This window comes from Wolbachia endosymbiont (group A) of Norellia spinipes (assembly GCF_964273535.1).
Genome location: NZ_OZ187006.1, coordinates 1434663 through 1450695 on the forward strand (window position 1 = coordinate 1434663; position 16033 = coordinate 1450695).

Here is a 16033-nt window from a genome sequence, read left to right on the forward strand (position 1 = left end):
TTACAATTATACTATAAAGAAATGTTTAAAGGTAATATATGGATTTAGTAGCTTTAAAATTTATAGCAATTGGTTTAGTTGCGTTTGGAATGCTCGGTGCTGGTTTAGGTATAGCTAATATCTTTTCTGCTATGCTGAATGGGATTGCGAGGAATCCTGAATCGGAAGGTAAAATGAAAACTTACGTTTATATTGGTGCTGCTATGGTTGAAATAATGGGATTGCTTGCGTTTTTACTTGCAGTATTATTAATATTTGTTGCTTAACACATGCCACAGCTTGATGTTTCAAACTTCTTTTCTCAAGTTTTTTGGTTTTTAATTTTTTTCTCTTCACTTTTTTTCGTAGTAAGTTGTTTATTTTTACCAAAGTTAGATGAAATAATAAGCACTAGAAGTAAAAAAGTATTGGATTCTTTTAATAGTTCTGTTCATCTTTTAAGACTCACGGAAGAGCAGATTGCCAAGTATAATGCCGCTTTAAACCAAGCTAGAATACAGGCAAAAAGGATCATAGATGATGCACTTGCTCAGGTAGAAGAAATGAGAGCTAATGTTAAGAATATATTAGAAGAGGAAGACAAAAAAATGAGCAAGCTTATTGAAGAAAAAGTGGCAGAATTTAAATCTGAATATACTGATCAGTTAAAACAAATGGCTACTAGTATTGCTTTAATTTATTATACTAAATTGACCAATTCTGAAATTGAAGAGGAGTTTGTTGCTGACTTGGTGTCCAAAGAATTTTAGGGGTTTTTATGTCTACATCACTGATTATCGGTCTTGCCTTCTTGGTAAGTTTTGTCCTTTCGTATAAATTGCTAAAGAAAGTGATAAAAAATGCGCTTAACAATAAGCGTAACAAAAGCAAATTTTCAAGTGAAGAAACTGAAAAATTCAGGAAAGATATGTTGGAGTATTACAAAAAATCTTCTGAAAAATACAAAGAATTAGATGCAGAAGTTAATAAAATGATGAATGAAGCACTTGATAAAGCTAATAGTATCATTAAGCACAATAGACAGCAGCTAGATCAGACATTAGATGACAATGCCCATTCTAACTTGAAGAAAGTCACTGACCAAGTTGAAAAAGCTCTTGGAGACTTACAGGCTAACACAGCGAATATAGCTGCTGATGCTGTAAAAAAAATAATGCATGAACGTAAAGATGATAAGCGTAGTAGCGAGGTCATATCTTCATTTTCACGTGACTTAAATAAAAAATTGCATTAGGTTTAATGCAACAATTGCCTATACTTCAAGCTGATAATGTAGAAAAAATTAAGTTTGATTCTAGTTTATGCAAAGAGCAAGAGAAACTTTTTTACTATAAATTTAATATAATTCCTTGGCAAAAATTAAATGATACTACTTTTTTTATGGTTGAAGACACAAGCCGAGATATCAACCGTTGGGTCGAAGCTCATTACGGTATTGACTATGTATTAATAAAAGTGGATAGCGAACAGATTTTAAATCTTCTTAACTCGCACTTTGGTATTTCAGAATTTGCAAGCAACTACTTATATTACAAGAATGCTAATTTTTCAGCTAAAAGCATTAAACTAAGCTCAATATTTTTTGCTTCTTTCTTTATTGTAACTTCAATTTTAACACTAACAGAGAAATATACATATTTTGCTTTGATGTTGATATTTATAATCGGATGTTCTAGTTATTTATTCAAGTTTATAGCTACAATTTTTAACTTATGTGAAACCTCCAACCAAAAAGTGGATTATAGTAAGCTGAATGAAGAAGATTTTCCTATATATACTATTTTATTGCCTGCTTTTAAAGAAAGTGCAGTGATAGAGCAATTGATCGAAAGCATTGAAAGTTTGGATTATCCAAAATCGAAATTAGATGTGAAGCTTCAGGTAGAAAGTGATGACCAGGAAACGCTAGCAGCTATAGAAAAGTACACTTTACCACAGTATTTTGAAGTAATAAAAGTGCCTCATTCTTTGCCTAGAACAAAAGCCAAGTCATGCAATTATGCTATGAGCTTTGCTAGAGGAAAGTATGCAGTAATATATGATGCGGATGATAAACCAGACCCATTGCAGTTAAAAAAAGCACTGATTGAATTTAATAAGGGCGACGATAAGCTTGCCTGTGTACAGGCAAGGTTGAATTACTATAATTATGATCATAATTTTCTGACAAAATCCTTTTCTCTGGAGTATATGAACTGGTTTCAATACTTATTGCCTGGATTCCAAAAAATGAACATGCCAATGCCTTTGGGTGGTAGCAGTAATCATTTTTCAGTAAAAATTCTAAAAAAATTGTTTTTCTGGGATGCTTATAGTGTTACCGAAGATGCTGACCTTGGTTTGAGACTTGCGCAAATGGGATATAAAACCAGGATGATTGACTCAGAAACATTGGAAGAGTCACCAATTGCTGTATTTGCTTGGATTAAGCAAAGAGCGCGCTGGATCAAAGGCTATATGCAAACTTATATTGTTCATTTAAAAAATATAAAGTCACTTTATAAACACACTGGATTTAAGGGAATTTTGCTATTGAATCTTTTTGTTGGCTCTGCAGCTTTTATATTTTTTACTACTCCATTTTTACTGCTTTCATTGATATTAACTAAAGTTTTAAATGAATTATTTTTGTACTACTTTGTAGTGGTATACGTTACTAACCTGATTCTTTTGGTAATAGCTGTCAAACAGCAAAAGATGCCTTTTTATTTTTATATAGTATCGATATTTTTTCCGGTCTATAGTCTGCTACATAGTGTTGCAGCTTTTCTTGCCTTATGGGAATTTATTCTTTACCCTGAGTGATGGAACAAAACTCAGCATGGTTTATGGAATCAAAACCTGTAGCTATTTGGCTTTTTCTCTGCTGTATTATGGTAATTCTCATGGTGGGGATTGGTGGATTTACCAGACTTTCAAAAGCAGGATTGTCAATCACGGAGTGGAAACCCATCACTGGAACATTGCCACCACTGAGTGGACAAGATTGGCTACAAGAAAAATTAAAATATGAAACTACACCTGAGTATAAAGCATTCAACTATGGTATGAGTATGGAGGAATTTCAGGCTATATACTTAATAGAATATGTACACAGATTGGTTGCAAGACTAACAGGTTTAGTTTTTGTCCTGCCATTTATATATTTTACATTAAGAAGAAAAATATCTAAAAAGGTAGTAATAAGGCTATTTGTGGCATTATTATTTGGAGCTTTACAAGCTTTTGCTGGTTGGTATATGGTTAAAAGTGGTTTAGTAACTGAACCTCATGTTAGCCACTATAGGCTTGCACTTCACTTATTATTAGCATTAATTGTCTTTGCATTATTGTCATATCAATTTTTTGATTACCAAATCAGGCCAAAGCAAACTAAACTTAAGATTAGTAGTGACACTATATACTACACAGGGATGATTTTGGCCCTAATTGTAATACAAATAATTTTCGGTGCGTTTGTTGCGGGATTAAATGCTGGTTTGATTTACAATACCTTTCCACTAATGGACGGACAAATCGTTCCAGAAGATTTATTTTTCTTACACCCTATATGGCTGAATATCTTTGAGAACAGAGCAACAGTGCAATTTATACATCGAGCACTGGCATTGCTAATACTAGCTTTGGTAGTAATACTCACAGTAAAAAATGCTAGCGTAAAACCGGTATATATTATGCTGCTCTCCGTTATCATTCAGATCATTTTGGGTGTAATTACTCTATTATTGCACATACCAATAGCCATTGCCATAGCTCATCAAGTGTTTTCATTTATCTTGTTTGGGTCAAGTTTATACTTCTTGTGTTATTTAAGAAAGCAGAGCTAATACTACATCACCAATCTGCACATTTTTTCCTTCTTGAACGAGAATATTTTTTATCACCATTGATGCTTCAGCACATATGATATTTTCCATTTTCATTGCCTCCACCACAAATAAAGGTTGTCCTATTTCCACCTGATCTCCTATATTTACGTGCAACTTAACTAATAAGCCAGATATTGGGGATTTTACAGCATCTGCTGAAATCCCTTCTGTTTCATTATTTAGCATTAACCTACTTAATTCAGCTACATGAGGCTTAAATATACAACACTCAGCTTTCATGCCTGCATGTCTTATGAAGTATTTGCTGCCTTGTTTTTCTACTTTAAATGTTATATCAGCATCATCATTAATTGTAATATATAGTAACTTATGACTTGATTTCCACTTGCCTACTACAGAGTATGTATTGTGGTTATATACTGTTGTTAATATATTATCTTGATATCTTGCACTTACGGAGTACTCATTGTCATTTATATTCACTATGAATAAATCTCTTGCACGGTCACCTGCCATCCGAGTAGCTGATACTGGTGCCCCTTCTTTTTTACTAGATTCCAGTGTCACGCACTGGAATGACACCTGAGGTGTTTCATTCACTGCTTTATGATGGTACCTTTCTTCATTTTCCAAATGAACATATAACGCAGTGAAAATAAATATTTTAATATACTCCTCTGTAACAAAATCGCCGTGAAACCCACTAGGGTAATGGTCTGGAATGAATCTCGTATGGAGCTTTGCTGCAATAAAATTTGGGTGATGGAAGATGGATTCTAGAAATTCTATATTATTTGTTACTCCTTCTATATAGCATTCAGACAATGCTTTTTGCATTCTACTGATCGCTTCTACTCTATCTTTTCCATATGTTATAACTTTTGCAATCATTGAGTCATAGAACGTGCTAATTTCTGAACCTGCAGCAACTCCATCATCTATTCTTACATAATCATTTTCATCCGGTTTATCGTAATATTTTATTCTTCCGCTGGAAGGGAAAAATTTCTTCGATGGGTCTTCAGCGCAAATTCTACTTTCTATTGCAGAACCAGTAAGTTTAATATCATCCTGATTGAATCTCAATTTCTCTCCACAGGAAGTTCTAATCATTTCTTCTACTATGTCTATTCCAGTTATAAATTCTGTTACTGGATGCTCAACTTGCAATCTCGTATTTACCTCAAGAAAATAGAAGTTTTGGTCTTTATCTACAACAAACTCAACAGTGCCTGCTGAAAAATAGCCAACTTGCTTTGCCAGAGAAACACATTGGACATACATTTTTTGTCTTACTTCTTCACTAATGAATGGACTTGGCGTTTCTTCCATTATTTTCTGGTTATTCCTTTGTATCGAGCATTCTCTTTCTCCAAGACACACTATATTGCCATATTTATCTGCTATGATTTGTATTTCAATATGTCTTGGTAGTTCTATATATTTCTCTATAAAGATACTGCCATCCTTAAAACTTTTCTCTGCTTCATTTGTTGCTGATGTGAACGCTAGTTCAATTTCTTTTTTGGAATTTACAATTCGCATTCCTTTGCCACCACCGCCTGATGCAGCTTTAAGCATAACCGGAAAGCCAATTTCTTCAGCAACGATGGCTGCATGAGCGACATCTTTAATCTTGCCCATATATCCTGGTACTACATTTACTCTAGCCTTTCTTGCCTCTTCTTTTGCCGTTATTTTATTGGCTGTAACTTCTATTGTTTCTGCACTGGGACCGATGAAGTCTATATTATGTTTTTGAAGAGCACGTGGAAAATCTGGATTTTCCGCTAAAAACCCATAACCAGGATGAACTGCCTGTGCACCTGTTTCAACTGCTACCTCGCATATTTTTTCGATGTTTAAGTAACTGAGGCAAGATGGCGAAGGGCCAATATACCTCGACTCATCTGCTTGCCTTACATGCACAGAATTTATATCCGCATCCGAATATACGCATACACAAGATATATCCATCTTATGGGCAGTTCTGATAATCCTGCAAGTAATCTCTCCTCTGTTTGCTATTAAAATCTTACTGTACTTCTTTTCCGTCATCGTATCAGTATACTTTCTTAAGTTAAGAAAGTAAATTTCTATATCATTGCCTGCAAGTAATTTCTAGCTTCATCAAACACCCAAACCTTCTCCTGCAAGTTGTACATTAGTTTCCACTAAAGTGCTTTCGTTATGCAAGGCATGTATCTCGTTACATGCCTTAACTGACAGGTATGTGACTCCGCCAGAAGCTATTGCAACCATCGAGCTTAGTGCAAAAGTCTGAGAAGATAGATACAGAAAATATAAAGATAAACACAAGGCAGCAATACACGCTATAGCCCCTACTATATATAAACACAGGTGAAACTTCTGATTACATATAAAGCTGTCTTTTATGTCTGCGATTTGCTTAATTTCTTTCTGTTGTGCAGCATCTAAGTAATAAAGAGGAGTTTCCCTTTTCTTATTAAAAGCATGGTCTTTACTGCAGAGCGCATCTTTAATATATTTTTTATTACATTTGAGTTCCTCTTTCAATCTGCTTACTTCTTTCCGATCTCCAGCTTCTTCTGCTTTTGTAATTTTGTTATCAGCTTCCGTCTCTAAGTAATGCACAATCTCTTTTACTGCAGGCAGCAAAATCCCACTCCTTGCTGCTTCATGAAATGGATTATTTCCATATTCATTATGCGCAGTTACAGAAGCAATGTTCTTCCTGCAAATGTCTACAAATTTATCTTTTTTTGGTATTCTTGCAGCTAGATGCAAGAGATTATCTGCCCGTACTATTTGTTTTGTTTTATCAAAAGGGCCGGTGTAACGCCAACTGACAGTAGCTTCATTATCTGAAAGCAATTTTGCTATATCTACAAGTCCATCCATAACTCACCTCGCTATATTCAACCAATAATAAATTATACAACATAACTTATGAAAAACAAGTAAATTTTATCTCTCAGAATAAATAAATTCCACATTGTTGCAAGCATAAATTTTAGCTATCATCATTTACATTACTGTAATAGACAAATATGCCAGACGTAGTCACTAGATTCGCTCCATCACCAACAGGGTTTTTACACATTGGAGGGGCTCGTACTGCTTTATTTAATTGGCTCTACGCGAGGCACCATGGTGGCAGGTTTTTGCTAAGGATTGAGGACACCGACAGAAAACGTTTAACACAAGAAGCAATTGATGCAATTATAGAAGGGCTAAAATGGCTCGGTGTGAGTTATGATGGAGAAATAGTATATCAGTCAAAAAGAATAGAGCGGCATAAAGAAGTAGCAAACCTTTTAGTTGAGAAGGGTAGGGCGTATCACTGTTACTGCCCTGAAGATGAAGTTGCAGAAAAGAAAATAAAAGCAAGAGAAGAGGGCAAGATATACAAGCATAAATGTACTACAAAACCTCCTTCTTGTCATCCCAGTGCTCGACACTGGGATCCAGAAAAAAATATGTGGTCACGCGCTGGAATGACATCGGGTGTGAGGTCAGTTATCCGTTTCAAAGTGCCAGACTCGCAAGAGATCGTCGTTGATGATAAAATATACGGCCAAATCGAAGTAAATAGCGACCAGCTTGATGATATAGTGATCTTACGCTCTGATAACACTCCAACATATATTTTCGCCGTGGTAGTTGACGATCATGATGCTGGAATAACTGATATAATACGCGGTTCTGACCATCTCACTAATACTTTTAAGCAATTGCTAATATACCAGGCTCTTGATTTTGATGTTCCACGTTTTGCACACGTACCGCTTATCCATGGGGAAGATGGGAATAAGCTATCCAAAAGGCATGGTGCCACAAGCGTTTGCGATTATGAAAAGATGGGAATATTGCCAAAAGCGATGCGTAATTACTTGCTGAGACTTGGCTGGAGTCACGGCAACGATGAGATTATTAGCGATGAGCAAGCAATAGAGTGGTTTAATTTAGAAAGTATTGGTCGTTCACCTGCACGGCTCGATTTCAAAAAACTGGAGCATTTGAATAACCACTATATTAGTAATATGAGCAATGAAGATATTCTGACTCTAATGCTTAGAGAAAATACTCTAACTGACAAAAAAAAGGGCTATTTACTGCAGGGACTGACAGAGCTGAAAAAAAGAGCAAACTACCTGACCGAATTATTGGATTTAGCAAAATTTTATATTCAAGATCCGCCACTTGATTTAAGTGAAGAAGCTTGTCAAATTGTCAAATCTAACCTCAATATAATTAAGTTACTCGCATCATTTCTGTCAAAGATCGGTGATGAAAATTGGAATAAGGGTTTTTTATCTTCTCAGATCAAGGAATGTGCAAAATCACATGATATGAAAATAAGCAGTGTATACCACTCATTACGTGCCCCTATAACTGGAGTAATGGATGCACCTGGAATCATCGATATCATGGTGATTCTTGGTAAAGACGAGTGTATAAGAAGGTTACAAGCAATTTAAATGAAATAAGAAAATTTCTTGACAAACTCCGCCAGCCCCCTTATTATGACAATAAGGGTATTTATGACTCAAAACTTGTTTTTGACCTGCAGGCTCAATGACAAAATTCAGTAAAAAACTCAGGGTATTTATTGGCGGATTACATAAAATTATAGCGGCTGCATGTCTTTTTTATTTTTTCTACATTCAGCCAAATCGCGCTTATTTTAAGCGTTAGCACATTATTACAGCGCCACTTACAGTAATATAGAGTCAAAACTCGCACCACGGGGCTTCTTTTGCCTTTTTTTCGTTTGGTAAATTTCTTAACGTTTGTAGCTAAACGACAACCGTCATCCCGCTACGTGTTAGCGGGATCTCTTGTTAGCGGATGAGATACCGCGAATGAATCGCGGTATGACGGTTCGCGGTGGAATGACGATAACTTCGTCATTCCGCTATGTGTTAGCGGCTAAGAGATACCGCGGCAGTATGATGGTTAAGTAGGGTGTCATCCCAGTGTCAAGCACTGGGATGACAAAAAAGGGGCTACTCGGATGACAAAAAAAGGAGCACTGGGATGACAGCTAGCCTGACAACCGTCATCCCGCTGCTTGTTAGCGGGATCTAGAGATACCGTGGCGGGATGACGAGGATGCCGCCGCGAACTTGTCATTCCAGCGCGTGACGCTGGAATCTAGTCTTTATTATGCAGCCACTTATTTAAAGTTAAGTTTCCTGGATCCAAGTAGTCAAGCTACTCGGATGACACCTTGACGATTTGAAGAATCGTCATCCCGCTACTTGTTAGCGGGATCTATGTGAGATACCGTGAATAAATCACGGTATGACGTAGAAGCTATACTTTTATACTCACCAGCTCAGTGTCCAATCTGGATCCAAGTAGTCAAGCTACTCGGATGACACCTTGACGATTTGAAGAATCGTCATCCCGCTACTTGTTAGCGGGATCTATGTGAGATACCGTGAATAAATCACGGTATGACGTAGAAGCTATACTTTTATACTCACCAGCTCAGTGTCCAATCTGGATCCAAGTAGTCAGGGCACTGGGATGACAGGGGAAGGAGGCTACTTGAATGACATCCTACCTTGTGGACTCAAATCACAACGTTCGTACAGTTATGGTGGTATGATATGGAAAAATCTCTAGCCATAAGACACAAAGCCTAATGGAAAAAACTGCGAACGCCAGTGAAAAACATAGCAATTTTATTTTCATTTGCAGCTTTTATCACATCTTGATCTTTCAGCGAGCCACCAGGCTGAATTATAGCTGTAATTCCATGTTTTGCACTTTCTACTATGCTATCTGGGAATGGAAAAAATGCATCTGAAGCAAGCACTGCACCTTTACATTTTTCACCTGCTTTTTTTACTGCAATGTTCACACTATCTATTCTGCTTGTTTGCCCTGCACCGATGCCAATAGCACAACCATCTTTTGCTATAACTATTGCGTTGGATTTCACATGTTTACATATTTTCCAGGCAAAAATAAGATCTTCCTTTTCTTTTTCTGTTGTAGTGCATTCTGTTACTTGTTCTGCTTTTATTGTGTGGTCATTATTTTCTTGCACCAAAAACCCACCAACAACATTTTTAGTTTGGTATTTCACATTTTGTTGGAAAGATTTATGAATAATCACTCTTAAATTTTTCTTTCTTTGCAAAATTTTTAGTGCTTCATTGCTGACTGAAGGTGCTATCACTACTTCCAAAAATATCTCGTTTAATTTTTCTGCTAGCTTTAAATCTATCTCCCGATTTAAAGCTACTATACCACCAAAACTGCTTACTTCATCACACGATAGGGCCTTTTCATATGCCTCCAAAGCATTATCACTAACAGCAGTGCCACATGGGTTATTGTGCTTTATTATCACTGCTGCAGGCTCTTTAAACTCAGAAATTATGTTAAGTGCGGACTCTATATCTACTATATTATTATAACTCAACTCTTTCCCATGTATTTTTTCTAGCGGATATTTGGTAAATTGATTACTATAAAATGCAGCTTTTTGATGGGGATTTTCACCATACCTGAGTTCTTGTACTTTATGTCCATATAGTGCAAAAAACTCTGGCAACTCATTATTTTTACTCTGGGATAAAAACCAACTGTGAATATTAGAATCATAGTGTGCAGTGAGAGCAAATGCTTTGGTTGCTAAATGTTTTCTATATTCCAATGTTGTTTCATTGTTATTTTTTATCATCTCAGCTTTTAGTGCTTCATAGTCTTGAATGCTAGAAATAACTGAAGTAAAACAAAAGTTTTTTGCTGCAGCTCTAATTAACGCCACTCCGCCGATATCAATTTGTTCTATAATTTGATCTTCATTTGAGCCGCTACTTACTGTCTCCCAAAATGGGTATAGGTTAGTTATAAGCAGGTCTATTGGCTCAACACCTAGATTTTGCATTTCCGTTTTGTGCTTTTCTCTATTGCAAAGTATTCCTCCATGAATTTTAGGGTGTAAAGTTTTTACTCTACCACCCAGTATCTCTGGAAATTGTGTGTAATCTGAGACCTCTTGTGTTTTTATTCCGGCATCAGATAGTGCTTTATAAGTATTTCCCGTTGAGAGAATTTCTATTTGTTGCTGCATTAAAAACGATGCAAGATCAATTATATTCGTTTTGTCGTATACTGATATTAAAGCTCTTTTTATTTTCATTTTTGTACGGAAAGTTTTTTAAGATTATATCTAAGAAAAGGAAATTTAGCTATTACATTTCTACACTAATTTAAAGCAGTCTATTCTATAAATTTTTTTACCATGCTTGATTTCAAGCCACGAATAAAATCTTCAATACTGCAAGGATTTCTCCCTTCCATTTGTACAACTTTAGGAATTAAAGTGCCACCTTTTAAACTTATGTGCATATTATCGTTAACAATCTTACCTTGTTCTGAAGCGAGAGCTTCAAAGTCAGCATCAAGTATCCTGATACGTTTATTCTCTATCTTGATGAACGCTTTTGGGTAAAACGCTTTAACCTTTCTATAAGCAACCTCACAAGCATCACTTGCATAAATTTTATAGTCTTCCACTTTGTCAGCGTAACATGCATCATTATCGTTCTGTTTTAAGGGAACCTGTTTTTCAATTTCGTTTAGCACTTTCAGCAGTAAATCACTGCCTAATTCAGACAATTTATCATGCAATGTCTTGTAGTTATCGTTCTTTTCGATAAGAAATTTTTCCTGTTTTAAAATAGGGCCGGAATCTAATCCTTCATCCAATTGCATAATGCTAACCCCGGTTTCTTGATCTCCTGCTAAAATTGTGTGCTGTATCGGAGCTGCACCACGCCACCTTGGTAGTAATGAAGGATGAATATTAATACAACTATATTTAGGAATATTCAAAATTTTTCTTGGAAGTATCAATCCATACGCAGCAACAACTGCAACGTCTGGTTTGAAATTTCTAAATTTTTCTTGCTCTGCCAAAAACTTTAGAGAGATAGGAGTACATACCTCTATGTTACTTTCTTCAGCGATAACATGTACTGGAGATTTCGTTGGCTTCTGTCCACGTCCTGAAGGTTTTGGAGCCTTGGTGTATACTGCTACTATTTCATTCTGTGATTTCAATAGTAAGTTTAGCGTACTAACAGCGAATTCCGGTGACCCCATGAAAATAATTCTCACGCTTTCAAGTGTTTTTGCTTTAAGAATTCTCCGCTAATTTACCACTTACAGCTTCTACTAATTTGGCAAAATCATCCTTATAATTAACGGCCATCTCAGCAAGAATTTTTCTATTTAAATCAATGCCGGCAAGTGTAAGACCATGCATAAACCTACCATAAGTAAGCCCATGCTCTCTTGCTGCTGCATTAATACGTATTATCCATAAGCTACGGAAATCACGTTTACGGGTTCTTCTGTCTCTGTAAGCATATTGCAATGCTTTTTCAACTCTTTGTAATGCAATTCTATAACAGCTTTTTGCACGTCCTCTATAACCCTTTGCCAGTTTCAATATTTTTTTATGACGAGCGTGAGTAGTGACTCCACGTTTTACCCGAGCCATTTTATTTTACCTCCATTTTGTTAAATATCATAAGGCATATAAAGCTTAACTATACGCGAGTCAGATTTACCAAGAATCGTTGTACCGCGCTGATTACGAATATTAGATTTACTTCTCTTTACCATGCCATGCCTTTTGCCTGACTGAGTAGAAATGACTTTACCCTTAGCTGTAAGGTGAAAGCGCTTTTTAACAGAAGATTTGGTTTTTAATTTTATTCTCTTCATATTCCAAATAAATTTACAAACACTACTATTGAGTTCTTTAATAGTAATTAAGCATTAGTATAAATAATTTTATTAAAGAATCAAATTAAAATTGTATATTAAAAGAGTTTAAAAGTAATTACGCCCAATATGTGTGTTATACCTTCTTTATTCCCAAGTGGCAACAATACTTGCCTCATTTTAACACTTTCACTTTCTTCCTCTTCATTGATTGGGCATTTACTCTCTATTACAGCATCAAGTTTATCAATAACTGCATCTATTTTATATAGTCGCAAAAATGGTGCATCAATTGCATACTTATTATCAATGCGCGTCTTTTTCTCAAAACCATAGAATTCAACAGCCTTTTCTCCTGCATTTTCACAAATATAACCTTGATCCTTGACTTCAATGATAAAACAATGCTGCCATGACTCCATTATTTCTGCAGTGTCTATTTCGTGCCTTTCTGGCCAATCTCTGTCTGGTCCTTTTATGTCACTCCAGTGCTCAGTTACCACATTTGCTATTCTTTTTTCTTTGCCTACATAAATTTCCATTCCAATTTCCACATATAAAACACAGATATGAGGTAAATTTATCGTGAATATATTGATTTTTCCTTACCACAAGGTGCATATCACTAGAAGTTCTGAGATCTAGAGAGTGGTGGTATTGTAATTGATTTTATTTCCATTGCAGCTTATTATTCATGAATAATCTCAATAAAAATAATGAAGTTAAGTGAAATCAGAGAAAGATTTATAAAATTTTTTATAAGTAATGGCCACGAACAGGTTTCTTCTTCTCCTTTGATTCCAGAACATGACCCAACACTCATGTTTACAAATGCTGGTATGGTGCAGTTTAAAAATATTTTTACTGGTGCTCAAAAAACTGAAATGAAACGTGCTGTCTCAAGTCAAAAGTGCCTAAGAGCAGGCGGTAAACACAACGATCTTGAAAATGTTGGCTATACAACTCGGCATCACACATTTTTTGAAATGCTCGGAAATTTTAGCTTTGGTGATTACTTTAAGGAAACTGCGATAGAATTTGCGTGGAAATTTATCACTAAGGAGTTATCTCTTGATAAAAACAGACTATCCATAACCGTCTACCATACTGATGATGAGGCGTACGAGATTTGGCGTAAGATAAGTGGCTTTTCAAGTGATAAAATCATAAGAATTGCAACGGACGATAACTTTTGGAGTATGGGAAGCACTGGTCCATGCGGTCCATGTTCTGAAATTTTTTATGATCATGGGAGTCCTAATTTACAAGACGACGATAGAATTGTTGAAATCTGGAATCTGGTATTCATGGAGTTTAACAAAGATGAAGAAGGTAATTTACACAAATTGCCAAAAAAATGCATCGATACTGGAATGGGTCTTGAGAGAATAGCTACTGTAATGCAAAATGTCCATGATAACTATGATATTGATCTATTTTCTGCTCTGATCAATAAATCTCAAGAGTACTGTGGAAGAACGGAAAATAAAATAGCGCATAAGATCGTAGCAGATCATCTTCGCGCGGCTGCATTTCTCATCGCAGAAGGAGTGCTTCCTGGAAATGAGGGCAGGAATTACGTATTACGCAGATTAATTAGGAGAGCCGCGCGTTATATCCACCTGCTTGGATATAATGATTCTCTACTCCATCGCATTTTTCCGGCGCTGATAGATAGCACGAGTTCGGCTTATATGGGAGATGTTTATCCTGAATTAGTCAGAGCCAAAAGCTTAATAGAAACGACGTTAAAATCAGAGGAAGAAAACTTTAAAGACACTTTGATGAAAGGTATCAATCTTCTGGAGAAATTCACTACAGATTTAAAATCGGGCGATACTTTACCTGGAGAATCAGCATTTAAGCTATATGACACCTATGGGTTTCCTTTGGATATTACACTTGATGTTTTAAAAGAGAAAAAAATAAATTTTGACCAGAAGGGTTTTGATAATGCAATGGGAGAACAAAAAGAGAGAGCACGTGCTAAATGGGCTGGATCTGGTGAAAAATCTGTTGAGCAAGTATGGTTTGATTTGATCAATAAATTTGGCAAAACAAAATTTGTTGGTTATGAGTTCAATGAAGTAAGTGATGCGAAAATACTAGCTATAGTTTCCTCTAAAAATGAAGTAATTGATTCTGCAAAGGAGGGAGAAAAGATAATCATTATACTTGATAAAACACCTTTTTATGGCGAGTCAGGTGGACAGGTGGGGGATACTGGCAGTCTGATCAAACCTGGTAGAAGTATTATTATAGTCGAGAATACCCATAAGGTTAATGACCTATGTTTGCACAGATGCATAGTTAAATTCGGCTCAATTTGTAAAGGTGATGTAGTTACAGCAAGCATCGACAAGGAAAGAAGGCAAACCTTAAGAAGAAATCATTCGGCTACGCATCTTCTGCACTTTGCATTGAGGAAAATCTTGGGTGATCATGTCACTCAAAAAGGTTCCCTAGTTGCACCAGATAGACTGAGATTCGACTTCAGCCATAACACTCAAGTGACTCAAGATCAGTTATTCTGGGTAGAGGATATGGTAAACTCTCTAATCAGAGAAAATCTTTCTGCATCTACAAAAATTCAAAGCATGAATCAGGCAATAGACGAAGGAGCCATGGCGTTGTTTGGTGAAAAATATGGTGATCAGGTTAGAGTTGTAAATATTGGAGATTCGAAAGAGCTATGTGGTGGCACGCACGTTGAACATACTGGAGAAATCGGTTTATTTAAGATAGTAACAGAAAGTTCTGTTGCTTTTGGAGTGAGGAGAATTGAAGCTTTAACTGGTCAGGAAGCAATCAATTATGTACGTGATAATGAAATTAACTTAAAAAAAGTTGCAGAATTCGTAAAAGTGCCAGTAAGTGAAATAACAAGCAGATTAAGTGTTTTAAGTCAAGAACACAAAAAATCCGAAACCAAAATAAGAAACCTATATAAAAAGCTTGTGAGTGCAGAGAATATAAAAAGCACTGAAATAAATGGAATAAATTTTATAAGCCACACTTTCACTGATATTCCAGCAAATGTGATAAGAGAGTTTGTTTTGCAGCAACAAAAACCAAAAACGGTAATAGCTTTCACGGCAACAGAAAAAGATAAAACAGTCTTGATTATTAAAGTAAGTAAAGACTTAATCAATAAGATTAGTGCAAAAGAACTAATATCAATAGCAGTTGAAAAGAACTGTGGTGGGAATGCTGAACTTGCACAAACAGGCTGTGATAGCAATAAAATAGATGATGCCATTACAGCCATTTATAGCAAAATAACCGCTTCTAAGCACTCTACATCATACCGCCGCGGTATCTCTTAGCCGCTAACAAGTAGCAACTGTTCTCCCTCGTCATACCGTAACGGTATCTCTAGATCCCGCTAACAAGCAGCGGGATGACGAGGTTATCGTCACATGCCGCCGCGAACCGTCATACTGCCGTAGATCGTCATACCGCGATTC

Annotated in this window: 15 protein-coding genes; 8 read left to right on the top strand and 7 right to left on the bottom strand. The window is 36.0% G+C overall.

Annotation, left to right across the window (positions count from 1 at the left end):
• Positions 1-38: 38 nt before the first annotated feature.
• Genes ACFZP3_RS06900 through ACFZP3_RS06920 form a run of 5 tightly spaced genes read left to right on the top strand, consistent with a single transcriptional unit; the run spans position 39 to position 3827 of the window.
• On the top strand, positions 39-266 hold the full coding sequence (locus ACFZP3_RS06900; RefSeq protein ID WP_250294934.1) for a F0F1 ATP synthase subunit C: 228 nt from the start codon (positions 39-41) through the stop codon (positions 264-266).
• Between the two features lie 3 nt (positions 267-269).
• Positions 270-749, top strand: coding sequence for a hypothetical protein (locus ACFZP3_RS06905; protein WP_264688424.1), 480 nt, complete (start codon positions 270-272; stop codon positions 747-749).
• 8 nt (positions 750-757) lie between these two features.
• The gene (locus ACFZP3_RS06910) at positions 758-1234 is read left to right on the top strand and encodes a hypothetical protein (protein ID WP_064125097.1); all 477 of its coding nucleotides are present in this window, start codon (positions 758-760) and stop codon (positions 1232-1234) included.
• A 14-nt stretch (positions 1235-1248) separates the two neighbouring features.
• Complete coding sequence (locus ACFZP3_RS06915) at positions 1249-2805, top strand: glycosyltransferase family 2 protein (RefSeq protein WP_386087115.1); 1557 nt, start codon at positions 1249-1251, stop codon at positions 2803-2805.
• Between the two features lie 23 nt (positions 2806-2828).
• Positions 2829-3827 carry a COX15/CtaA family protein gene (locus tag ACFZP3_RS06920; RefSeq protein WP_253309463.1) on the top strand — a complete coding sequence of 333 codons (999 nt, stop codon included), beginning with the start codon at positions 2829-2831 and terminating at the stop codon, positions 3825-3827.
• Here ACFZP3_RS06920 and ACFZP3_RS06925 read toward each other — a convergent pair.
• On the bottom strand, positions 3810-5888 hold the full coding sequence (locus ACFZP3_RS06925; RefSeq protein WP_386086979.1) for an acetyl-CoA carboxylase biotin carboxylase subunit: 2079 nt from the start codon (positions 5886-5888) through the stop codon (positions 3810-3812). The two genes, ACFZP3_RS06920 and ACFZP3_RS06925, sit on opposite strands and share 18 nt — an antisense overlap.
• Before the next feature lie 72 nt (positions 5889-5960).
• Positions 5961-6713 carry an ankyrin repeat domain-containing protein gene (locus tag ACFZP3_RS06930; RefSeq protein ID WP_253309461.1) on the bottom strand — a complete coding sequence of 251 codons (753 nt, stop codon included), beginning with the start codon at positions 6711-6713 and terminating at the stop codon, positions 5961-5963.
• Between the two features lie 149 nt (positions 6714-6862).
• Here ACFZP3_RS06930 and gltX point away from each other — a divergent pair, with 149 nt between their 5' ends.
• The gene (gene gltX, locus ACFZP3_RS06935) at positions 6863-8293 is read left to right on the top strand and encodes a glutamate--tRNA ligase (RefSeq protein WP_386086978.1); all 1431 of its coding nucleotides are present in this window, start codon (positions 6863-6865) and stop codon (positions 8291-8293) included.
• Positions 8294-9311: 1018 nt separating this feature from the next.
• Positions 9312-9446: a hypothetical protein gene (locus ACFZP3_RS06940; RefSeq protein WP_264730966.1), complete on the top strand. Its 135-nt coding sequence runs from the start codon at positions 9312-9314 to the stop codon at positions 9444-9446.
• 16 nt (positions 9447-9462) lie between these two features.
• On the opposite strand, the gene purH is transcribed toward ACFZP3_RS06940, so the two are convergent.
• From purH to ACFZP3_RS06965, 5 genes are all read right to left on the bottom strand, one after another.
• Positions 9463-10974, bottom strand: coding sequence for a bifunctional phosphoribosylaminoimidazolecarboxamide formyltransferase/IMP cyclohydrolase (purH, locus tag ACFZP3_RS06945; RefSeq protein WP_253309458.1), 1512 nt, complete (start codon positions 10972-10974; stop codon positions 9463-9465).
• An 80-nt stretch (positions 10975-11054) separates the two neighbouring features.
• Positions 11055-11954: a methionyl-tRNA formyltransferase gene (gene fmt, locus ACFZP3_RS06950; RefSeq protein ID WP_386087087.1), complete on the bottom strand. Its 900-nt coding sequence runs from the start codon at positions 11952-11954 to the stop codon at positions 11055-11057.
• 19 nt (positions 11955-11973) lie between these two features.
• Positions 11974-12339, bottom strand: coding sequence for a 50S ribosomal protein L20 (rplT, locus tag ACFZP3_RS06955; protein WP_064125369.1), 366 nt, complete (start codon positions 12337-12339; stop codon positions 11974-11976).
• Between the two features lie 20 nt (positions 12340-12359).
• Positions 12360-12566: a 50S ribosomal protein L35 gene (gene rpmI, locus ACFZP3_RS06960; RefSeq protein WP_253309456.1), complete on the bottom strand. Its 207-nt coding sequence runs from the start codon at positions 12564-12566 to the stop codon at positions 12360-12362.
• A 98-nt stretch (positions 12567-12664) separates the two neighbouring features.
• Entirely contained in the window at positions 12665-13108 is a 444-nt protein-coding gene (locus ACFZP3_RS06965) for a PAS domain-containing protein (RefSeq protein WP_386087088.1), read from the bottom strand.
• Positions 13109-13282: 174 nt separating this feature from the next.
• Here ACFZP3_RS06965 and alaS point away from each other — a divergent pair, with 174 nt between their 5' ends.
• A complete protein-coding gene (gene alaS / locus ACFZP3_RS06970; protein ID WP_253309454.1) occupies positions 13283-15892 on the top strand; it encodes an alanine--tRNA ligase in 2610 nt (869 codons plus the stop codon).
• Positions 15893-16033: the final 141 nt, after the last annotated feature.

Coding starts and splice junctions, on each gene's coding strand:
- ACFZP3_RS06900 (WP_250294934.1), top strand. CDS start 39: ATGGATTTAGTAGCTTTAAAATTTATAGCAATTGGTTTAGTTGCGTTT.
- ACFZP3_RS06905 (WP_264688424.1), top strand. CDS start 270: ATGCCACAGCTTGATGTTTCAAACTTCTTTTCTCAAGTTTTTTGGTTT.
- ACFZP3_RS06910 (WP_064125097.1), top strand. CDS start 758: ATGTCTACATCACTGATTATCGGTCTTGCCTTCTTGGTAAGTTTTGTC.
- ACFZP3_RS06920 (WP_253309463.1), top strand. CDS start 2,829: ATGGAATCAAAACCTGTAGCTATTTGGCTTTTTCTCTGCTGTATTATG.
- ACFZP3_RS06925 (WP_386086979.1), bottom strand. CDS start 5,888: ATGACGGAAAAGAAGTACAGTAAGATTTTAATAGCAAACAGAGGAGAG.
- ACFZP3_RS06930 (WP_253309461.1), bottom strand. CDS start 6,713: ATGGATGGACTTGTAGATATAGCAAAATTGCTTTCAGATAATGAAGCT.
- gltX (WP_386086978.1), top strand. CDS start 6,863: ATGCCAGACGTAGTCACTAGATTCGCTCCATCACCAACAGGGTTTTTA.
- purH (WP_253309458.1), bottom strand. CDS start 10,974: ATGAAAATAAAAAGAGCTTTAATATCAGTATACGACAAAACGAATATA.
- rplT (WP_064125369.1), bottom strand. CDS start 12,339: ATGGCTCGGGTAAAACGTGGAGTCACTACTCACGCTCGTCATAAAAAA.
- rpmI (WP_253309456.1), bottom strand. CDS start 12,566: ATGAAGAGAATAAAATTAAAAACCAAATCTTCTGTTAAAAAGCGCTTT.
- ACFZP3_RS06965 (WP_386087088.1), bottom strand. CDS start 13,108: ATGGAAATTTATGTAGGCAAAGAAAAAAGAATAGCAAATGTGGTAACT.
- alaS (WP_253309454.1), top strand. CDS start 13,283: ATGAAGTTAAGTGAAATCAGAGAAAGATTTATAAAATTTTTTATAAGT.